The organism is Dyadobacter tibetensis Y620-1 (genome assembly GCF_000566685.1).
Taxonomy (GTDB): Bacteria; Bacteroidota; Bacteroidia; order Cytophagales; family Spirosomataceae; genus Dyadobacter; species Dyadobacter tibetensis.
The window spans coordinates 114,925-136,108 of sequence record NZ_AZQN01000010.1 but is presented as its reverse complement, the minus strand read 5'-3'; the positions used below and the strand labels follow the sequence as shown (position 1 = coordinate 136,108).

Annotated in this window: 10 protein-coding genes; 8 read left to right on the top strand and 2 right to left on the bottom strand. The window is 46.3% G+C overall.

Features of this window, described 5'->3' with window-relative positions; translation table 11 throughout:
* Positions 1-105 precede the first annotated feature (105 nt).
* From X939_RS0120275 to X939_RS0120240, 8 genes are all read left to right on the top strand, one after another.
* Positions 106-2,214 carry an alpha/beta hydrolase family protein gene (locus X939_RS0120275; RefSeq protein ID WP_025765111.1) on the top strand — a complete coding sequence of 703 codons (2,109 nt, stop codon included), beginning with the start codon at positions 106-108 and terminating at the stop codon, positions 2,212-2,214.
* A 90-nt stretch (positions 2,215-2,304) separates the two neighbouring features.
* Positions 2,305-4,071: a glycoside hydrolase family 9 protein gene (locus X939_RS0120270; RefSeq protein ID WP_025765110.1), complete on the top strand. Its 1,767-nt coding sequence runs from the start codon at positions 2,305-2,307 to the stop codon at positions 4,069-4,071.
* A 44-nt stretch (positions 4,072-4,115) separates the two neighbouring features.
* Positions 4,116-4,751: a lysoplasmalogenase gene (locus X939_RS0120265; protein WP_025765109.1), complete on the top strand. Its 636-nt coding sequence runs from the start codon at positions 4,116-4,118 to the stop codon at positions 4,749-4,751.
* Positions 4,752-5,554: 803 nt separating this feature from the next.
* The gene (locus X939_RS0120260; RefSeq protein WP_025765108.1) at positions 5,555-8,863 is read left to right on the top strand and encodes a SusC/RagA family TonB-linked outer membrane protein; all 3,309 of its coding nucleotides are present in this window, start codon (positions 5,555-5,557) and stop codon (positions 8,861-8,863) included.
* Between the two features lie 13 nt (positions 8,864-8,876).
* Entirely contained in the window at positions 8,877-10,685 is a 1,809-nt protein-coding gene (locus tag X939_RS0120255) for a RagB/SusD family nutrient uptake outer membrane protein (RefSeq protein WP_025765107.1), read from the top strand.
* A 29-nt stretch (positions 10,686-10,714) separates the two neighbouring features.
* Positions 10,715-13,543, top strand: a complete 2,829-nt coding sequence (locus X939_RS0120250; RefSeq protein ID WP_025765106.1) for a SusC/RagA family TonB-linked outer membrane protein — start codon at positions 10,715-10,717, stop codon at positions 13,541-13,543.
* A 12-nt stretch (positions 13,544-13,555) separates the two neighbouring features.
* Positions 13,556-15,310, top strand: a complete 1,755-nt coding sequence (locus X939_RS0120245; protein WP_025765105.1) for a RagB/SusD family nutrient uptake outer membrane protein — start codon at positions 13,556-13,558, stop codon at positions 15,308-15,310.
* A gap of 20 nt (positions 15,311-15,330) precedes the next feature.
* On the top strand, positions 15,331-16,341 hold the full coding sequence (locus X939_RS0120240; RefSeq protein WP_025765104.1) for a DUF5627 domain-containing protein: 1,011 nt from the start codon (positions 15,331-15,333) through the stop codon (positions 16,339-16,341).
* A 284-nt stretch (positions 16,342-16,625) separates the two neighbouring features.
* On the opposite strand, the gene X939_RS0120235 is transcribed toward X939_RS0120240, so the two are convergent.
* The gene (locus tag X939_RS0120235; protein ID WP_025765103.1) at positions 16,626-18,125 is read right to left on the bottom strand and encodes a RagB/SusD family nutrient uptake outer membrane protein; all 1,500 of its coding nucleotides are present in this window, start codon (positions 18,123-18,125) and stop codon (positions 16,626-16,628) included.
* A gap of 13 nt (positions 18,126-18,138) precedes the next feature.
* Positions 18,139-21,156, bottom strand: coding sequence for a SusC/RagA family TonB-linked outer membrane protein (locus X939_RS0120230; RefSeq protein WP_025765102.1), 3,018 nt, complete (start codon positions 21,154-21,156; stop codon positions 18,139-18,141).
* Positions 21,157-21,184 lie beyond the last annotated feature (28 nt).

Below are 21,184 nucleotides of genomic sequence, written 5' to 3'. Positions count from 1 at the left end.
AGTCAAGTTGATCGTACCTTAAAATATAATTCATTTTTTGCCCTGCTTGTAAACATAATCAATGCTTACGCAGATAACAACCATTATCAATCCCTATCCTAAACCATGAAAAGTAGACCTTATCTTATCTTCTTCCTATTCATTTGGACTATTTTGCCTGGCTTATGTCTCGGCCAGAACGAATTTGATGTTTATAATTATTGGAAATATTATGAGGGAGAACCAAGCAAAGCGCTGTATAAGCAGATGGCCCAGCTCGCTTTTGGTCAGTTGGAACAGCGCAGAAAAGATATGAAGGACCTCAAGACCCCGGCACAGTGGAAGCAGAGACAGGAAACACTTCAATCGAAACTCGCATTATCTGTGGGTTCTTTTCCCGAAAAAACGCCCCTAAATCCTGTTATAACGGGCAGCTTCGAAAAAAATGGCTACCGGGTTGAGAAGCTATATTTTGAATCCAGACCCCGATATTATGTCACGGCCGCTCTGTTCATACCTCAGCAACGCGCTACCCCAGCACCAGCCATTATCTACTGTAGCGGCCATACTACCGAGGGATTCCGCAGTGAGACTTACCAGCAAATAATTCTGAATTATGTTAAAAAAGGATTTATTGTTCTGGCCTTCGATCCCATTGGGCAGGGAGAGCGCAGCCAGTATCCGGGCACCGACCTTCAAAAAAGTGCAGTAAAAGAGCATAGCTACCCCGGCAGTCAATCCTTTCTTTCTGGCCGGCCACCGGCCAACTATTTTATTTGGGATGGCATCAGAACGGTCGATTATTTACTCACCCGGAAAGAAGTCGACCCAGCCCGCATCGGTATAACGGGCAGGTCGGGGGGTGGTACCCAGAGTGCCTATATAGCGGCTTTGGACCACCGTATCCTGGCAGCAGCTCCTGAGTGTTATATCACCAGTTTCGATAAACTTCTACGTTCTAATGGTCCGCAGGATGCTGAACAAAACCTACTGCATGGGCTGGAAAATGGTCTGGATATGGCCGACTTTTTAATCGTACGAGCTCCAAAACCGGCATTAATAGTAGCCACCACCAACGATATGTTTGCCATTCAAGGTGCCAGAGATGCCCATGCCGAAGCCCTTAATGCCTATCGGGCCTGGGGCTTTCCCCAAAATATGCAGCTCACAGAGGACGATGCCGGTCATGCCTCCACCTTAAAAAACCGGGAGGCTTCCTATGCATTTTTCCAGAAAGCACTTAACAATCCGGGTGACTCCACCGACGAGAAAGTTCAATATTTAAGCCCACTAGAGCTCCAAGTGACTACTACAGGACAGGTAGTTACGGACTTGAAGAGTGAAACTATTTTTAGTATAAACAAAGAATTTAGCCAACGGCTCATCGCCGGCAGGCCGAATGCTCAATCAGCAACCGAACTCGTGGAAAAAATAATTAAAATAACAGGCTACAGACCCAGCACAGTGACACCCGAGACGATCTTCTCGGGCCGAGCAGTAAAAAAGGGCTTTACTATTGATCGGTATTTGATAAAAGGGACTGGAGACCACTATCTTCCTATACTTTGGCTCCTGCCCAATAAGATATCCCTGGAGCCGGTAATGCTACTGGACGATCGTGGTAAGGCTGTCGCCCTTTCTGAGGAAGGGTTTGCCCACTCCCTGCTTAGGGCTGGCCACCCTGTACTGTTGCCCGACCTGAGCGGATTTGGAGAGCTTTCTACCGGATATATCCGCGGAGGCGATTCGGTCATAGAAGGAGTCCCACTCAACCTATGGCATCTGGGGATTTTGACACATCAATATCCCATAGCTATCCGTATGGAAGAAATTGGGCTGCTCTCCAGATTTATCCAAAATAAGCTGCCCTTACAAAAAAAGCTCATAGGTATTTCCAGGGGTACGCTGGGGACTGACTTGCTTCACGCCTCCCTCTTTCAGCAGGGTTTCACCAAACTAGTGATGATCGACCCATTGATTTCATTTGAGTCTATCACACTGGCAAAAGACTATCAAACTAAATACATCCCTTCTTCTATACCGGGTGTATTGGCTTATTACGACCTGCCTGATCTCTTCAATGCAATCCCAGAGCTCAAGCCTATACTAATTAATCCCCGGCATGCCAATGGAAAAGAGTGGGTTGACCAGGAGCAATCAGAAATGCGTAATTCCTATATGACCATCCGCAATGGGGTTAATGAGCAGGACTATGGAAGACATTTGAGGGATTAAATCTGAAAAGCAAAAACAAACTGACAGGAAAATCAAAAGGCACCAAACTTTATTATCTATATTTATTTTCTATTCATAATTGTAATCAAGATGCTGAGGATAGCGTTAATAGGACTTTTTTTAATCACACAAAATGCATTTTCTCAATCAGGGTTATTCCGATATAACTTGGTGGGCTATGCAGCAAAGGATATTAAGCAGGCTCTTTACTTGAGTAGAGAGCCTTGCAAGGAACCCATATATTTAAAAATGTCGGGTAGTAATAAAACGGTGATGCGTATCATGCCTCATGAAAAACCCTTGCCCTGGGACCCATTTCCCTACTATTACAGTTTAGATTTTACAGCCTGTGAAAGGCCGGGGCAATATTTTCTGACCACAGCTGACGGAGCGACTCGCTCTGGGCTATTTTCCATTGGCCCATATCCTGCCTATCAGGAAGAAGTTCTTCATTTTATGCGTTCACAGCGTTGTGGGTACAATCCATTTTTGGATGTATACTGCCATCAAAAAGATGGCCGGACATTTTTTGGTCCCCTTCCTGACTCCACTCAAATGGATGCAAGGGGAGGCTGGCATGATGCCGGAGACCAGCTCAAATATTTGATAACGTCTAGCAATGCTACCGCCCGTATGCTGCTGGCCTATGAATGGGCCCCAACCAAGTTTGGAGACAAGGTAGATGCCATGGGGAAAGAGGGGGGCAATCAGATTGCCGATATTCTTGACGAGGCGCGCTGGGGCCTGGACTGGATACATCAACTACACCCTGCATCCGGTCAGCTTTACCACCAGGTGGCTGATGATAGAGACCATCGAGGTTTTAAACTGCCTCACGAGGACAATGCCGATTATGGTTGGGGAGAAAACGGAGCCCGACCCGTATATTTTGCTACAGGGAAACCCCAGGGAGCGGGAAAATATCTTAGTGAAGCCACTGGAATTGCTAACCTCGCAGGCCGGTCAGCAGCGGCTATGGCCTTAGGTTTTCGACATTTTAAAGCAATAGATCAAGCTTATGCCCAGAAGTGCCTCACCGCCGCCATTGATTTATATGAGATGGGGCAAAAGCAAGAAGGCTATCAACAGGGCAATAGTTACGGTGCGCCCTATCGCTACACCGAAGACACCTGGGCGGACGATATGGAATGGGCTGCTGCCGAACTTTACAAAGCGACTAAAAAGAAGGAATACCTAAAAGATGGTCTGCATTATGCACAATTAGCAAATACCACTTCCTGGATGGAAATGGACTCTGCTGCTCATTATCAAATGTATCCCTTTATAAATATCGGACACTTTGTACTTAGTCAAATTGTAACACAGAGAGATAAACAAGAACTGGCTGGGTATTATCGGCATAACCTGGAGAAAATAAAAGTTAAGGCCGCAACCAATCCCTATGGCGTAAGTCATCTTTTTATTTGGTGTTCCAATAATCTGGCAGTAGCTGTTGCTACACAAGCCTACCTCTACGAACAAATGACCGGTGACCAGCAATTTCGCTCGCTGCTGGCAGCGCACCGCGACTGGCTTCTGGGCAATAATCCTTGGGGCACCAGTATGTTTACCGGGCTGCCTGCCGACGGCGATTATCCACTGGATGTCCATATGCCATTTTGGCGTCTTCAGAAAAAAATGATCGCAGGCAGCCTGGTTGACGGCCCTATCTGGCAGACTATTCACGGTGGAATGATTGGCATTAAGCCTGACGAACCCGATGAATATGAAGCCCTGCAGCCCCCACATATCAAATATATGGACGACTGGGCAGATTACTCAACCAACGAACCTACCATGGATGGTTCTGCTGATGCCATTTTTCTTTTGGCACTATTTAGCCAGGAGGTTCCCTAATGTACTTTGTCCTAAATTTCCTTTAACTACTTCAAAAGAAGCGAATGATGACGAAGGTTACAATTGGCTATTTTATATTGCTTACTTTCCATTTAATGGGCATTTCTCTAGCCTATGCCCCCCTATCGGCCACCACTAAACCCCTATTGATGCCTTACCTGATCGTACTCGTCTGGAATCATAAAGGGGGCATAAAGTCGAGATGGATATTATTTTTAGCCTTGCTGTTCTCCTGGATTGGTGACCTATTTTTGATGCTCTCTGGAGAACAGCATTTTATTTTCGGCCTGGCGGCATTCTTTTGTGCTCAGGTTTGCTATATCCGACTCTTTCTCATGACGTCCAGTTGGAGACCTTTGTTTTTCCTTCCTTTTCTATGTTTCGCTGCCTTGCTCTTAGGAGGACCTTTAGACGGAAAGATTCCGCCTCCTTTGCAACTGCCCTTATATGCCTATACAGGGGTAATCTGTCTGATGGGCTATACGGCTTCTCTCCGACAGCCTCTCCTTCCGGGATACGCAGCAGTACTGATAGGTGCCATACTATTTATCCTCTCCGATAGTTTTATAGCCCTCAATCGTTTCGGTGGTGGGGTTCAAGGCGCCGACCTATGGATTATGTTTTCCTATGGTCTGGCCCAATACCTCATTGCCTCAGGTTGGTTAAAGCAGTCTAGCTAATCATCATAAATTAAAAATTTAAAAGGTTTTCCATTCCTTTCTGCATGAAGTAATAAATGCTGCAGTTGAGCAACTAAATGTAATTTCTCGTCCAATATGAGTCAAAATAATTAATAATTATTCTGGCTCATATTCGAATTATTTCCATTGTATTTTCTCCAGAATACAAGGCACAACCTTACATATATACCTATGCGGTACTTTTCGATAATATCAGAAAGATGTGACCGCTTTTACGTCCTGAATTTTTCAGGGTTAATCGCAACTGTAGACACATTAAAATAGTCCTATAGTTCGCTACGCCCATTACTGTCGCTCAAACACTTAAAATCCAGGCGAGTTTGAATCTTCAAATGGCGGTTACAAGCCAGATTACATAGAATAACAATTGTATTTATTTGGATTTTCCCAAGCATTCAAGAAATTACAAAATCCTATTTATTTCTTATTTTATACTGAATCTAAAAATTATTTTATTTATTCGTCATGGGATCAACGCTTTTCTTCGTCATGTTATTATAGTTGACTATGTTACCAAGAAGATATTAGCCTGATTCCTCACCGGGTTACACTCGAAACAGGGTTCGGCAAAAAGAAGAAACATTCTATTTTCACAAAAAAACATTGCATGCGTATGATTCGGCCAGACCTCATTCTATGCCTCTGCTATGCTTGGCCTGTACTTTTCGATCCTTAGCTCCTAAGTTAAAATATCTGAAAAGTGCTTGGCCTTCGCCTAAGCAACATAGCACCAGTACTAGCAAGAATATTACTATACTGACTTATCCCTAACGCTTAAAATCATGAAAAAAAAGTTTACATTAATGGCACTGCTTTCTGTAGTAGCCTTCGGTGTTTCTGCGTCCGTTCCGGCAATTTCCGTTTCGGTCGACGACAAAGAAAGGGCCAAAAAATCGGTGCGGCCCTTACCAGGAATCCCAGTATCCTCTCATGCTGTAGCCCAACAGCCCGCCATACGCCAAGACACAACCATTACGGTGAAGGGTCAGGTTAAGGATGAAAACGACGAGGCACTTGTCGGCGTTACGGTGATGGTTGCCAACTCCACCATCGGAACCGTTACCGACATTGATGGGAAATTCACCCTTGATCGGGTCGGGCGAAATAATATACTTCGGTTTTCTTTTATCGGTTATACTCCCCAAGAGGTACCCATTGGTAGCCAATCCGAATTTACCATTATCCTAGCTGAAGACTATAAAATACTCGATGAAATCGTGGTAGTAGGCTTCGGTGAACAAAAAAAGGAAAGCGTAGTAGGATCTATAGCCCAAATGTCGGATGAAGTAATTAAACGAAACGGGAACGTAACCGACTTAAAAGAGGCCCTTTCCGGGCAGCTTCCCGGCATAGTATCGATCACTTCCTCAGGCGAACCAGGAGGGATTACCACGGGTGAAAGCGCTACCAATATCTTCATTCGCGGGCAGAATACCTGGAATGGAGGACAACCTCTGATCCTGGTCGACAACGTAGAGCGAAGCATGAACAATATCGACCCAAATGAGGTCGCCAGCATTTCGGTACTCAAAGATGCTTCCGCTACGGCGGTATTCGGTGTAAAAGGGGCTAACGGGGTGATTTTAATTACCACCAAGAGAGGAGCTCAGGGAAAAACCAAGCTCAATTTCAATTACACCACCACCGCCAAAACAATCTCCCGGCAACCCGACAAGCTAGACTCCTACGCAGCTATGATGGCCAAAAATGAAATCATAGAACGTGAAGGTGTTCTAAACGAGCCATCCTGGAACGCCTATGTTCCTTACGATTTGGTACAGCGATACAGACTCCCCCAGTCGCCCGAATATGCCGAGATATATCCGAATGTAGACTGGTCCAAAGCCATGTTTAAAGATGTAGGGTTTTCTCACCGTGCAACCCTGAGTGCCAGTGGAGGGAGCAAAGCCGTTCAATATTTCGGTTCCCTGGCCTACCTCAACGAAGGTGATATGTTCCGCGATCAGGATAATGGAAAAGGCTATAAGCCCAATTACGATTTCAACCGTTTCAATTTCCGGAGTAATATCGATGTTCGTGTCACCAAAACAACCAAACTAAAGCTAAATTTCGCCGGATATTATAGCCAGAAAAACACCAACTATAATAATGAGGGGAGCACCAGTCGCGCCGACCAGTGGATGTGGTCAGCAGCTTATTTTCTGGCTCCGAACCTTTTCCTTCCCCGCTACGACGATGGGCGTTGGGGGGCCTATCAGGAGGGCGGAAATAATACGCTGAACCCACTGGCCGTTGTTTATAATTTGGGTGTTCGCCAAACACGAGCGACTCAATTAAATTCTGACTTCACCATACAGCAGGATCTGGGCTTCCTCACCAAGGGACTTAAGGCTAGCGCCTCTCTGTTTTACGATAATAACATTCGCTCTGAGGGAGGAATATTCGATAATGCCAACAGCATCCGGCCTGCCGAAGCCAGAACCAATGTAGCCTACAAACAAATATACCCTCATCTTTACCAAGGGCCCGATCAGGATCCTGCCGAATATACGGCCTACCTCCCTGTCAGTGATGAGGAATATGACTGGATCCTGCGCCCTTGGACCATTAAACAAGAGGTCATCGGTGCTGCCAATTGGTCATCGTATATCCCCATTACTAGGAAACTGATGTACCAGTTCCAGATCAATTACGCCCGCCAGTTTAAAAAACACAATGTTACCGCCATGGCCTTGGCCAAAAGGGAGGAGTCGGCACGTGGCAGCATGTTTAAAAACTATCGGGAGGACTGGGTATTCCGTGCCACCTACGATTATGCCACCCGCTATTTATTCGAGGTAAATGGGGCCTATAATGGGTCCGAGCAGTTTGGCCCTAAATATCGTTTTGACTTCTTCCCTTCAGTAGGGCTAGGCTGGGTGGTCTCGAATGAGAAATTCTTCAAAAATCCTATTATGGACCATCTCAAATTCCGCTATAGTGTAGGTAAAGTTGGGGACGATAACATCAGTGGCAGTCGCTGGCTTTATGCCTCGCAACTTAGCTATGGAGGACGAAGCCGCTTAAATCAAAGTACCTCTGGCACCAGCCCATATAACTTCTATAGGGAATCCGTAGTGGGGAATCCCGACATACACTGGGAGACGGCAGTGAAGTCTAACCTGGGAATTGAGATGGGCTTTTTCCAAAACTTGCTGAATCTGAACGTCGATATATTCAAAGAAAACAGGACGAATGTTTTGATGTCGGGATCGAGCCGGAATGTACCGCCATTTTTCGGCACTACCCCCCCGAGTGCCAATCTAGGCCAGGTTAAATCAAAGGGTTATGAGATAGAGCTAAAATTCAACAAGCGTCTGAATCCTAATCTCTCTATATGGAGCAATATTACCTATGCCCATAATCAGAATACGATTATCGCCAAGGATGATGCCCCCCTGCAATACGACTATCTAAAGGCCGCAGGCTATTCAATAGGCCAGAACAGGAGTCTGATTCGTTCTGGTTTTTATAATAACTGGGATGAAGTATATGCCAGCGTGCCCACCGAAACCAATGACCTGCAGAAGCTGCCAGGCTATTACAACCTAGTAGATTTTAACGGCGATGGCATCATCAAAAATAATGAAGATACGCCCCCCATTGGGTATACGGGAGTACCTCAGAATACGGGAACCTTTGGAATCGGAGGAAAATATAAGGGTTTCAGTATGATGGTTCAGCTATATGGAGCCAGCAATGTTAACCGCCAAATTTCCTTTAATAACTACCAGCACGACGTAGACATTGTCTTTGGCCATGTACGCGACTACTGGTCGGCAGACAATCCAAATGCAAGCTCATTTTTGCCCCGGTGGAAAACACAGGCTGAAAATATTGGCGACTACTACCTCTACGATGCCTCATTCTTAAGGCTTCGCACCGCCGAACTGTCCTACGATTTCGCTAAAACACCCCTTCTGGAAAGATTGCGGATGAGCAATATGCGGGTATTCCTGAGTGGCACCAATCTATTCTTTTGGTCCAAACTCCCCGACGACCGCGAAGGAACTTACAGCGGCGGTAGTGCCACCCAAGGCGCCTACCCTACTATGAGAAGATTTAACCTTGGTATTGATTTCTCCTTCTAGAATAAAATTGATTATGAAAAAATACAATTTAAAGTATCCCCGGATTCTGGGCACTAAATTAGTACTCGTCACCCTACTTCTCTTTTCTTGTGAGGACTATCTCGACAAGGCGCCCGAAGCGGATATAACCGAACAAGTGGCCTTCGGAAATTTCATTAGTTTTCAAGGATTTGTGGAGGAAATGTATAACTGCATCATGGATCCTAATAAGGGTGGAGCATGGAACCGTTATCTGTTTGCCGACGAAACATTAAATAACTACCCTTATCCTTTCGACAATGGTAATTATTGGTCCAACGAAGCATATTTCTTTGGACAGAATGTCAATACAACAGACAATAACTCCCGAACCAAAAGAATTTGGGAATACGCCTGGTATGGCATTCGGAAAGCTAATCTTGCCCTGGAAAAACTCGATCAAGAAGGCTTATTTCAAGGGACTGATGAGGAAAAAAATCTGTTAAGGGGGCAGGCCCATTTTTTCAGAGGTTGGTTCTATTTCGAAATTTGCCGCTACTGGGGAGGTATGCCCTATATCACCCGTACCTTAAGCCCTACGGAAGAACTGACTACAGACGAATTCCGGCGCTTGAATTTCCAGCAAACGGCTCTACTTATGGCCGACGACTTCCGAAAAGCGGCAGATTTACTCCCTGACCATTGGGATAACAGTCCCTCAGGGCAGGCCACCTTAGGACATAACGACGATCGTATAAACAAGTTTCATGCCTTGGGTTATCTCGGAAAATCGTTACTCTATGCCGCTAGTCCTATGATCAACGAGGAGGCCAAAGGGGCCAATAATTTCGACGGAGCCTTGGCCCAACGAGCTGCTGAGGCCTTCGGAGAACTACTTACCCTTGCCGACCAGACCGGCATCTACAAGCTACAACCCTGGGAATCATGGACGGACAATTTTTGGCGCTGGAATTATGAAAGACCTGGAGGAGATGAAGTAATCATGAGCCCTACCATATATGACCGGGGTAGGGTGAGATGGTCCACCCTGGGCGCTACTGTCCCCTCTTCTTTTTCCATGAACAGCGGGTCCAATGCCGAAGTCCCAACTCATAATTTCATCAAAAATTATCGCATGGCCAATGGGCTGCCCATCGACGATCCTGCATCGGGCTTCGATCCGAACGATCCTTGGACAGGACGTGAGCCAAGGTTCTACAAAGATATTGTAGTCGATGGCGACCGCATACACAGTGCTTCCGGGTCAGATCGATACGCACAGCTTTATAATGGAGGCTTCCACCGGTCCCAGATCAACCCGCCCAGTGTAACCGGCTATTATTATAAGCGTTATAGTCCCATAGGGCCCGATTTTTCGGCGAGCAAGGCCAATGGTCTACAAGCCTATATCCCCTACCTGCGCTTGGCCGATATTTATTTGATGTATGCAGAGGCGGTAACCTTCTCCGACAATGGAGGCCCCAAAAGCACCTCCAGCAATTATAGTATGACTGCGGTAGATGCCCTCAATACCATTCGCAACAGGGGGGGCATACCCAACCTGGAGGACAAGTTCACCGGCTCCAAAGACGAATTTTTCGAAGCCATCGTGCGGGAGCGGGCCATAGAGCTTGCCTTCGAGGGGGCCCGTTTCTGTGATTTGCGTCGCTGGAATAGAAATGACGATCCCCGCTATCTCGATAAGACGGCTATAGATTTCAACCGAGGAGCAGATGGCAAGCCCATCAATCTGGAGGAACGGGTGGTAATCCGCAGAGCCGCTGAGAAAAAGCATAACTGGCTACCTATTCAAGTTGGTTTTACCCGGTTGTATGATGGGTTTCCTCAAAATCCCGGCTGGTAGTCCTCATCCAAAACTTTAACAAGTACCTTATGAAAAATATAATCTTATTAGGCTTCTGTTTAGGACTGCTTCTGACGGCTCCCGCTTCGGTCTGGGCGCAGGCTGACAGTACTTCCAGCCAGGCTCAACCCGTATTCGACCCAGATACCAAGACCAATGTGGCCTTTAAATCGGAGACGGTAGGCAACTTAACCGGAGCAGTAACGGCTCTGGATCCCAAAAGTTTCGGTCAATATGATTTCAATATCTGGGCAAGCTCAGCCTTATCGGGGCGCTCCTTGGGCATGCTGGGAGGAAATAGTATCAGAGGTGTCGGAATTGGCATCAATGTCAGCGACCTTACGGGCAGCGGACTTTATTCTGGCAACGCTTTATTTGTAGTCGATGGCCTGCCCAGGGATATAGAGGGGTTACGACTTTCTGAAATAGAATCGATCTCCATTCTCAAAGATGTCAACGCCGCCATCTTATATGGCAGCGCGGCCGTGAATGGCGTGGTACTGATCACGACTAAACGGGGCAAAGTCAACAAGCCCACCGCGGAAATCACCTATAATTATGGGCTCTCCACTCCGCGCGCATTGCCCCACTTTCTCAATTCGGCCGATTATATGACGGTATTCAATCAGGCCCGGAAAAATGATGGTTTAGCCCCACAGTATACCGATGCTACAATCGAAAACTATCGATCAGGGAATCCATACCGCTATCCCAGCACCGACTATTACTCCTCGGAGTTCATAAAACCCTTCAAAACCTACCACGATGTGTCGGCGGCCCTGTCGGGGGGCGATGAGAACGCACGATTCTATACCAACATAGGATGGAACTCTCAGGGAGGACTTTTCAAGTTCGGGGAAGGGAAAAACGCCCGAACCGATATTATTAACGTAAGAGGGAACGTGGATCTAAAGGTAAACCGTCGGATTAAAACGGCAATAGATGCCGTAGCCTTATTCGGTAGTGATCAGGGAGCCAGGGGCAATTACTGGAGCCAGGCTAACAGTATTCGTCCTCATGAATATACCCCACTATTACCCTTTAACCTGATTGATTCTGAAAACGAATTGCTGCAAGGCCGTAAAATTGATGTAGATGGTCAGTATCTACTGGGCGGAAACAATTCATATCTAAGTTCTCCCTTTGGGGATGGTTATGCCGCTGGAACGGTACAGTCTATCTATCGTAAATTTACATTTAATAACCGGATCGATTTCGACCTGTCCGATGTTACACCCGGTTTATCGGCACATAGTAACATCAGTTTCGATTTCTTTACGGCATACAACCAAACTATTGCCAACGAGTACTCCGTTTATGAGCCGACCTGGGCGGAAAATGAGGACCGGATCATTAGCCTAAAACAGCACGGCCGCGACACCCGACCTGGAACACAGGTAGTAGGTAATTCACGCTTCCGCCGCCGGGTAGGTTTTTATGGTCAGGTAAAATACGACCGTACATTTCGTGACGACCACCGCTTCACGGGCAATCTACTAGCTTTTGGAAGTAGTTATAAAGAAAATGGAAACTTCCAGGGAGTCAAAAATGCACATATTGGTCTGCAACTAGCCTATCAGTTCCGCAACAAATACAGCATCGACTTCAGCAGTACCCTGGCTAATTCGGTAAAGCTTCCGGAAAATAACCGCCAAGGATTTTCTCCTTCGGTAGGACTGTCATGGGCCCTACATAAGGAGTCGTTCCTTGCTTCAGCTAAGGCAGTGGACTACCTCAATCTGCGGGTATCGGCGGGCATACTGAAAACCGATTTGGCCATAGGAGGCTTTTTTTATTACGACAATCGCTATGGCGGATCGGGCTCCTACAACTGGTATGAGGGCACGCGTAACCGGGGTGGCGTCGCCTCAAGCTGGAGTGCCAACAGCAATCTTGGATTCGCACGCCGCAATGAGCTAAATTTAGGAGTAGATGGTCTATTCTTCAATAAAACCATTGGCGTACAGGCCAACGTTTTTTACAATCTCTACGACCGGCTCGTTACCCGGCCAGGCTCACAATATCCGGGCTATTACGGTGATTTTATCGCCTACGAAAATTTTGAATCCGATCGATATGTAGGTGCTGAACTAGGCCTGACATTTAACAAGCAATGGGGAGACTGGGGGTTATTTATAGGTACCAACCTACTCTATGTTACCTCCAAAAGAATGCAGGTAGACGAGATTTACGATAATGCATACCAGAATAGGGAGGGCCAGCCCCGGGATGCCACTTTCGGATTGGAAGCTTTAGGACTGTTTAAGGATCAGGCGGATATTGACGCCAGCCCCTTACATTCTTTTGGAACGGTGCAGCCAGGCGATATAAAATATAAGGACCAGAATAATGACGGCATCATCAATGCCAATGACGAGGTATTCCTAAGACGCTGGCAAGCCCCCTTTTCTGCGGGATTACAGCTGAAAGTATCCTATAAAAATTGGGGACTATTCGTCCTTGGAGAAGGGCAGAACGGAGCCAAGAATTTCAGGGAATCTAGCTACTTCTGGATCGATGGTAATGACAAATACAGCGAAACAGTACTTAATAGCTGGACTCCTGAAACCCATGAGACAGCGACCTATCCGCGACTAAGCACGCAAACAAGCAGCAATAATTTACGGCGCTCCAGCTACTGGTTGTATAAGAACGATTACTTCCAAATTCGCAAGGTACAGCTCAATTATACCTTACCTACCTCGGTAGCACAAACTTTAAGGATGAGCCAGCTACATGTTTTTGCCAATGCCAGCGACTTGTTTCAGGTATCGAAAAACCGGAAGATTAGAGAATTACGGGTAGGGAGTGAACCCCTTTACAGAAGTTTCTCTATCGGAGTGCGAGCAAATTTTTAATCTGACATGAATATGAAACAAATAACCACCATTTTCCTGATCGTTATATTGGCCTTAGGAATACCCTCCTGCAGCATGCTGGAGCCCGAGGCCGACAACCATAACACCCTGGACCGGGTATATGAAGACCCTGCGTTTGCCGAGGGATTGCTCATCAAGGCCTATACCTATATTCCTACCAACGACTATTCTTTTGAAGAGGTAGCCACGGATGATGCAGTTACCAATAACCGGCTCAGCAGCTACCTGAGAATAGCTACTGGTGAGTGGTCGCCCAGGCTAAATCCGGAGAGCACCTGGGACAATTGTAATAAGGGAATTCTTTACCTAAATCAATTCTTATCGGTCGTGGAGCAAGTGCCGTGGAAATGGACCAACCCAGCCGTTAAAGATCTGTATATCCGACGCTTTAAGGGAGAGTCTTATGCACTCCGAGCTCTTTTTAAATACTACTTACTACGAAACCACGGGGGTATTGGCGCCGGAGGTACCCTCCTTGGCACTCCTATCTATAACTCCTTCCTGGAAAGTCAGGAAGATTTTGCAACGCCGAGACCCGCCTTCTCTGAATCAGTAGCGAGCATTTTTGCCGATATTGAAGAGGCCAGAAAGTATATCCCCATGGATTTTGGAGACCGCAGCATCCTCCCCGAAGGATTTCCTGCCCAACTTGACCTAGCAGATTATAACGAAGTATTTGGCGACTATACCCAGCAACGCATCAGCGGGCGCCATGCCCTGGCTATCAAAGCCAGAACCGCACTACTTGCCGCTAGCCCAGCCTTCAATCCCGAGTCTGACCAACAACGTTGGCAACAAGCTGCCGAATTTACGGCTACATTACTCAATGATATTGGCGGACTGCAAGGAATGGACCCTAAGGGACACCTCTTTTATCGAAAACAGCAGGTAGACCAGGCCGATATAACAACCGGCGACAAAATGGATCTTCAAGAAATTCTTTGGCGTAGACCTATCTATAATAGTAATGCCCGCGAAAGGGATAACTTCCCGCCCAGCCTCTATGGAAACGGACGGATAAATCCTACCCAAAATCTGGTGGACGCTTTTCCCTCTGCCAATGGTTTCCCCATATCGGATCCCATGTCGGAATACGATCCCGCCGATCCCTACGCCAACCGGGATCCCCGGCTTTCACATTATATCGTTTTTAATGGAAGCAAGCTTAAAGGCAATGAAATTAATACGGAAACAGAAGGAGGTCCAGACGCTCTGGAAAATATTCCTACCTCAACCAGGACGGGATATTATCTCAAAAAGCTTTTAAGGGAGGATGTAAATGTTAATCCTGCCTCTTCTTCCAGTCAAAAACATTTCAATACCCATATCCGTTATACCGAGCTGTTTTTGAACTATGCCGAGGCAGCCAACGAAGCCTGGGGGCCCGATGGAAAAGGCAGCCATGCCTATTCGGCCAAAGAAGTCATTGCTAAGATTCGGGAACGTGCCGGACTGGCACAGCCCGACCAATACCTTTCCGGTATTGCGAGCAAACAAGCCCTGCGCGAACTTATCCGCAATGAGCGCAGATTGGAATTGTGTTTCGAAGGTTTCCGGTTCTGGGACCTTCGCCGCTGGAAGGCAGACCTGGCCCAGCCGGCTATGGGAGTTCGCATTAACGACCAGGGTTACGACTATTTTACAGTTGAAAACCGGGTATATGACAATGGGTATATGCATTATGGGCCCATTCCAGAAAGAGAAATAATTAAGTTTGGCCTGGTCCAGAACCAGGGATGGCAGTAAATACATAACCGTTCAATAATATGAAACAAATCTTTTTATTCCTGCTGGTAGGCCTGGGAGTGGCTGCCTGCAAAAATGGTGAAATTGTCCATCCCGATTTCGATTATACCTCTGGATATTTCCCTTATCAATATCCTGTGAGAACACTGGTTCTGGGAGACGATATATACGATAACAGCAACGATAATGCGCATAAATTCCTGATCTCGGCTGCTATGGGCGGGGTCTATAAAAATGACCGGGATCGTGTATTTCAAATCGCGGTCGACGAATCTCTTTGCCAGCAAGTGTTGTTTAACTCGGGTGGAGATACCATTCAGGCCTTACCGGCAGAATACTACAGTCTTTCGTCTAATAATAGCTTGGTGATACCTCAGGGGAAATATAATGGGGCCGTGGAAGTACAACTGACCGAGGCATTCTTCAATGATCCAAAAGCCATTGGCCTTAACTATGTAGTCCCACTTCGTCTGGTGGGATCAGCAGATGTAGACTCCATTGTGAGTGGAAAGAGCACGATGACCAACCCCGACCCCCGCAGACAGGAGAACTGGATCGTAGCTCCCAAAGACTTTACCCTGTTCGCTATTAAATATATCAATGAGTATCATGGAAATTACTTTTTTCAGGGCGAGAGCTCTGTCGAAGATTCCACAGGCGCACTTATAGAAACCAAAACCTATAAAGCAGCCAATATGGTACAAAATGGGGTAACCTTGCTCACTACAACGGGAAGGAAACAAGTAGCCTATAATACCTCTTTTCAGTCGGAAGAGATTAGTGATAACCTTCCTTTATTACTGGACTTCACCAACGGGAAATGTGTTATTTCTTCTGCCGATCCGCAATATGACGTTACTGGATCCGGGAGCTTTGAAAATGAGGCCTATGAATGGGGGAATAAACCTAGAAATGGGATGGAACTGGAATATACGGTAAAGGTAGGCAACAAGATTTACCATGCTAAAGAAACCCTTGTTGCCCGTGATCGTGCCGTAGTCATGGAAGTCTTTAACCCACAAGTATTATAGCCCTCCCACTCGTCGGCAAGAAATCATATTTGAAACGATATTACCCTAAACCCTAAACCCGGCGTGGTTGCGTAAAGTGCCGCTCTGGCACCCAGCGTAACCACCCCTTATTTTTACTTACAAAATCCGGAGTATTAAACATTTTACACCTGAGTCCACCCGAAAGTTACCAAAAAACCCCTGGTGCTAGAACCTGCTAAAACAGGAGCACCAGGGGTTTTGATTTAGGATTTTAGAAGTCTAAAGACTTGAAAAGGATTTAGGAATAGTCATTGATATCGCAATTATCTGTACCCGTTATTGGTTGGATCGGAGTCCAGTAGAGCGGGGTTCAGATCAATTTCCTGCTGGGGTATAGGAGCCTTCACCATATGAGGCTTAATATTCACGTTTCCTTTGAAGATACCATAATTAGCATTCTTCACAGTTTCCACCAGAATTCCCCAGCGCACCAGATCGTATCGTCGCTCAGATTCACCGGCCAGTTCCCAGCGGTTTTCGTCTTGAATCGCTTTTCGCATGGCGGTCTGGCTCAATCCGGTATATGGCTTAGCGGGACTATAAGCCCTGGCCCGAATCTTATTGATGTAAGTTTCAGCCTCAGCAGATTTCCCCAGCTCATTAGCCGCCTCGGCAGCCATAAGGTAAACCTGGCCCATACGCATCGTAATCCATGCCTCTCCATGATTGCCACGGGGGGAATTAACGAAGTCAAAATTGGTTCGCTTGGTCAGATAGGTAAAAGTAAGATCGTAGCCCAGATAATTATTTAGTAGGTTATATGGACGTCTCAGATCATCTTTAGGAAAATCGTCGATCAAATCGTTTAAGGGCACGTTCAACCCGTAACCATTGAATTCCTCTCCAAGTGCCGTTAGTTTAGCCGCGAATTCATTCCGTTGCGAGGCTACTTTGGGTTCGTCGCGAAGACGCGGATTGAAACTATCTGTAATATCCTGACTATTATTTGGCGCGTCCTTGGTATAGTCGAAACCAAATATCGCTTCCGCATTAAACTGGTTATTCAGGTCGAATACCTCCCCATAGGTAGGCAACAGCTTATGAGGAGAATTCTGAATAATATCTTCGGTGGCCTCAAGTGCACCCGCCCAATCTTTCTGCCAAAGGTTGAAGCGAGTTCTCAGGAACTTGGCTGCCCATTTGGTAGCACGACCGATATTGGCACCCTGGTTGGCTGAGGGCAACAGGCCCTCCGCTCTTTTAAGGTCTTCAACCATCGCCTGGCGGATAGGTCCCTCCGGAGAACGCCCCAATACGGCTACTTCATCCAATGGCAACTCGGTAACAAAATAGGGAACGTCGCCCCAGATAGCCGTTAAATGATAGTAGGCCAAGGCTCTCAAAAATAGAGCTTCCCCTATCACGGTATTCTGCGTAGCTACAGAGAGCTTTTCGTTACCTTCTACATTGGCCAAAACCGAATTCGCATCACCGATCACCCCATACAAATCCCTCCATACTCCATACGCATTGGAGTAGTTGGTCTCGGTAAGGTTATAGTCCATAATAGGCGCCAGACCACCGAATACTCGGCTGGGCATCATCTCATCGCTACCAAACATGGTCCAGGTCGTGATGCCCTGCCAGCCTTTGTAGGTATTACCCGTACGCATACCCAGGTATAAACCGTTAGCGGCCTGTATGGCTTCCTGATCTGAGTTATAGAAATTATTAGGAGCAATGACTCCTCTCACATTTTCTTCCAAAAAGCTGCTGCAGCCCGTTAAGAAAAGTAGTGTATATATGAATATTAACTTTTTCATTCGTTTCATTTTTTTAGAAGTTTGCTTTCAGACCTAGGGTATAGGTTCGGGCATTAGGATATTGGTTCCGAATGATACCGCGTACGGTAGAATTGGTACCAAAACGAGTCGCCTCTGGATCATATCCTCTGAACTTAGAGAGCAAGAACACATTACTTCCGACACCATAGATAGAAAGGTTTTTTAACACCTTAGACTCAATAGGAAGCAAATACTCCAGTTTTACGGTTTTCAGCCGCAGATGGGAACCGTCTTCCAGCATAGCGGAGTTGGACACTACATCCGACAAACTTGCTATACCACCCGCTTTAGGGATGTTAGAGGTAGGATTGGTCGGCGACCAGCGGTTGATCTGCTCAGCATACACGTTAGTCTCACTAAGTCCAAAAAACCCTTGCTGGTTGTATTCGTGGTAAATATCATTACCCAAAGTTCCCTGAAGGAAAAAGTCGAAAGTAAAGTTCTTGTATTGAAAGGAGTTATTCAATCCACCAAAAATCTTTGGCTCAGGATTACCCATTACGACATGATCGTCATTATTGATCTTACCATCCCCATTCTCGTCCTTAAAACGAGGGCCACCTACTACCTGGCGAATCCCCAGATTTCCGTCTTCAGCAATTTCAGCCTCCGACTTATATGTACCCAGGTATTGCACACCTGTAAAAACGCCCACCGGCTGATTTACAATTAGCTTGGCACCAGGCCCACCTTGCTCCAGGTTATAGATAATTATCTCGTCAACCCCAGCAAGATTCAATATCTTCGAGCGGTTGCCCGACAAGGTCAGGGTCGATTTCCAGCTAAAATTTTTGCGGTCAATATTTACTGTATTGATCAATAATTCTATCCCCCGGTTCGCAATAGAGCCTATGTTTTCAAGTTTGGTATCGAAGCCAGTCACTTTGGGAATCTGGCGTGCCAATAACAGATCTTTTGTTTTCTTATAATAGAAATCGATTTCACCAGTAACCCGGTTATTCAAAAATCCGAATTCCAGACCTAAGTCCAACTGATCTGTAGTCTCCCATCTCAGGTCGGGATTGGCGGGACGTCCCTTTTGAATTCCGATGGTTTGGGTATCATTGAAAACCAAGATATTATTATTCAAAACCGCAAGGGTGCTATAAGGACTAATGGATTCTTTACCCGCACTACCATAACTGGTTCTGAATTTCAAATTGGTCAGGACGCGTTGGTTTTTCATAAATGGCTCATCAATAATCCGCCAGGCAAAAGCCACAGATGGAAAGAAGGCATAGGCATTATTAGACCCAGAGTATACCGAAGCACCATCAACCCGGCCTACAGCCGTAAACAAATATTTGTCGTTTAGGGTATAATTTGCCCGAGCCAGCCAAGATACAAGCTGACGAGAATCGGCGAAGCCAGATCCTACCCGGTAAGTAAGCGGATCGCCTAGGCTCAGATTGTCATAATTAATTGCGTTGATGGATAAGCCTTGGGTTTGAGCATAGAAAGTTTCTCTGCTTCCTTTTTGCCAAGTAAAACCAGCAAGTAGATTAATCCGATTTTTTTCGTTGAAATCCTTGTTATAGGTAACGGTATTTTCCTGAAGGATATCATATTCAAAAGTATTGTTGATCTGAGCAAAGCCCCCCTGCTGAGCAGCGGCACGTACGGGAAGGTTACCCGGATCGAACTGGTTGGTTTTACCCCAGGTAATTTTAGGTCCAATCGTCGAACGGAAAGTAAGATTTTTCCAAGGGCTATATTCTACATAGGCCGTAGTCAGAATATTGGTATTCAAACTGAAGTCGGTTCGTAGCTCCACATCGGCCAGCGGGTTGGCCAAAGCACCACCCTGAACGATATTCTGATCCCAATAGGTAACTCCATCAGGGTAATAAAGCGGATAGGCCGACAAGGCCAGTCTCATATTCCAAAGATCTACTTTACTATTCTCTGTATTGGTAAGCGTACCATTCATACGCACACCGGCTTTAATTTTATCCGTCAATTTAAAATCAAGGTTGGTCCGTAGGTTGTAACGTTCCAGCCCCGTTCCTTTGATGATACCTTGCTGATTGAAATAATTGGCCGAGACATAATAGTTAAGGTCTTTGGTACTTCCTCCAACCGAGACGTCCATATTAGAAATGGCTCCTTTCTGTGAAACTACATCCTGCCAATCCGTATCGCCAATTTCACTACGATCTACGAAAGGATCAGCGCCATTGGAATTCAAAGCAAACTCGGTTCCGTAATCTGCACGATCGGGTCCGTTTAGATAGTCGATTTTACGCGCCATGGTCTGCACACCCCGATACAAATTCACCGAAATATTGGGCTTTCCTCCTTTAAAGGAATCACCACTCTTGGTGGTAACCAGTATCACCCCGTTGGCTCCACGCGTCCCATAAATAGAGATGGCAGTAGCATCTTTCAATACCTCAATGGAGGCGATGTCGTTGGTGTTAATATTATTAAGGTTAAAGTCGGTTCCGACAATAAAACCATCTATCACATAAAGAGGCTCATTATCCGCATTGATGGAGTTACCACCACGAATCCGTATACTGGAGCGCGCACCTGGTGAACCATTGGCAGAAGTCACCAACACCCCAGAAGCCCTACCTTGCAAGACCTGATCCAAACGCGAAGAAGGCATATCGTTGAGCTGCTTGGCATCTACGGAGCCTACTGATCCGGTCAGATCCCTTTTCTGGGTTACCCCATATCCAACCACCACCACTTCTTCTAGCAATGCACGGTCCTCAGCAAGGCTGACGTTTATGACGGATTGATTGTTCACCGGCACCGACTGACTCACATAACCGATATAAGAAAAAACCAACACGTCGGTCGGTGAAGCATTCAGGCTGAACTTACCCTCCACGTCTGTAATGGTACCCACGGTGGTGCCTTTTACAGTCACCGACACCCCGATTAGCGCCTCTTGGTTCTGATCTAAAACCTTACCGTTGATAGTGGTCTGGGCCTGTGCGCCCGACACGATCAGCAACAAGATGAAGAACAAACCGCTCATGATTTGTATCCTTTTCATCATAGTACTATTTTTTAATGAATTAATAATA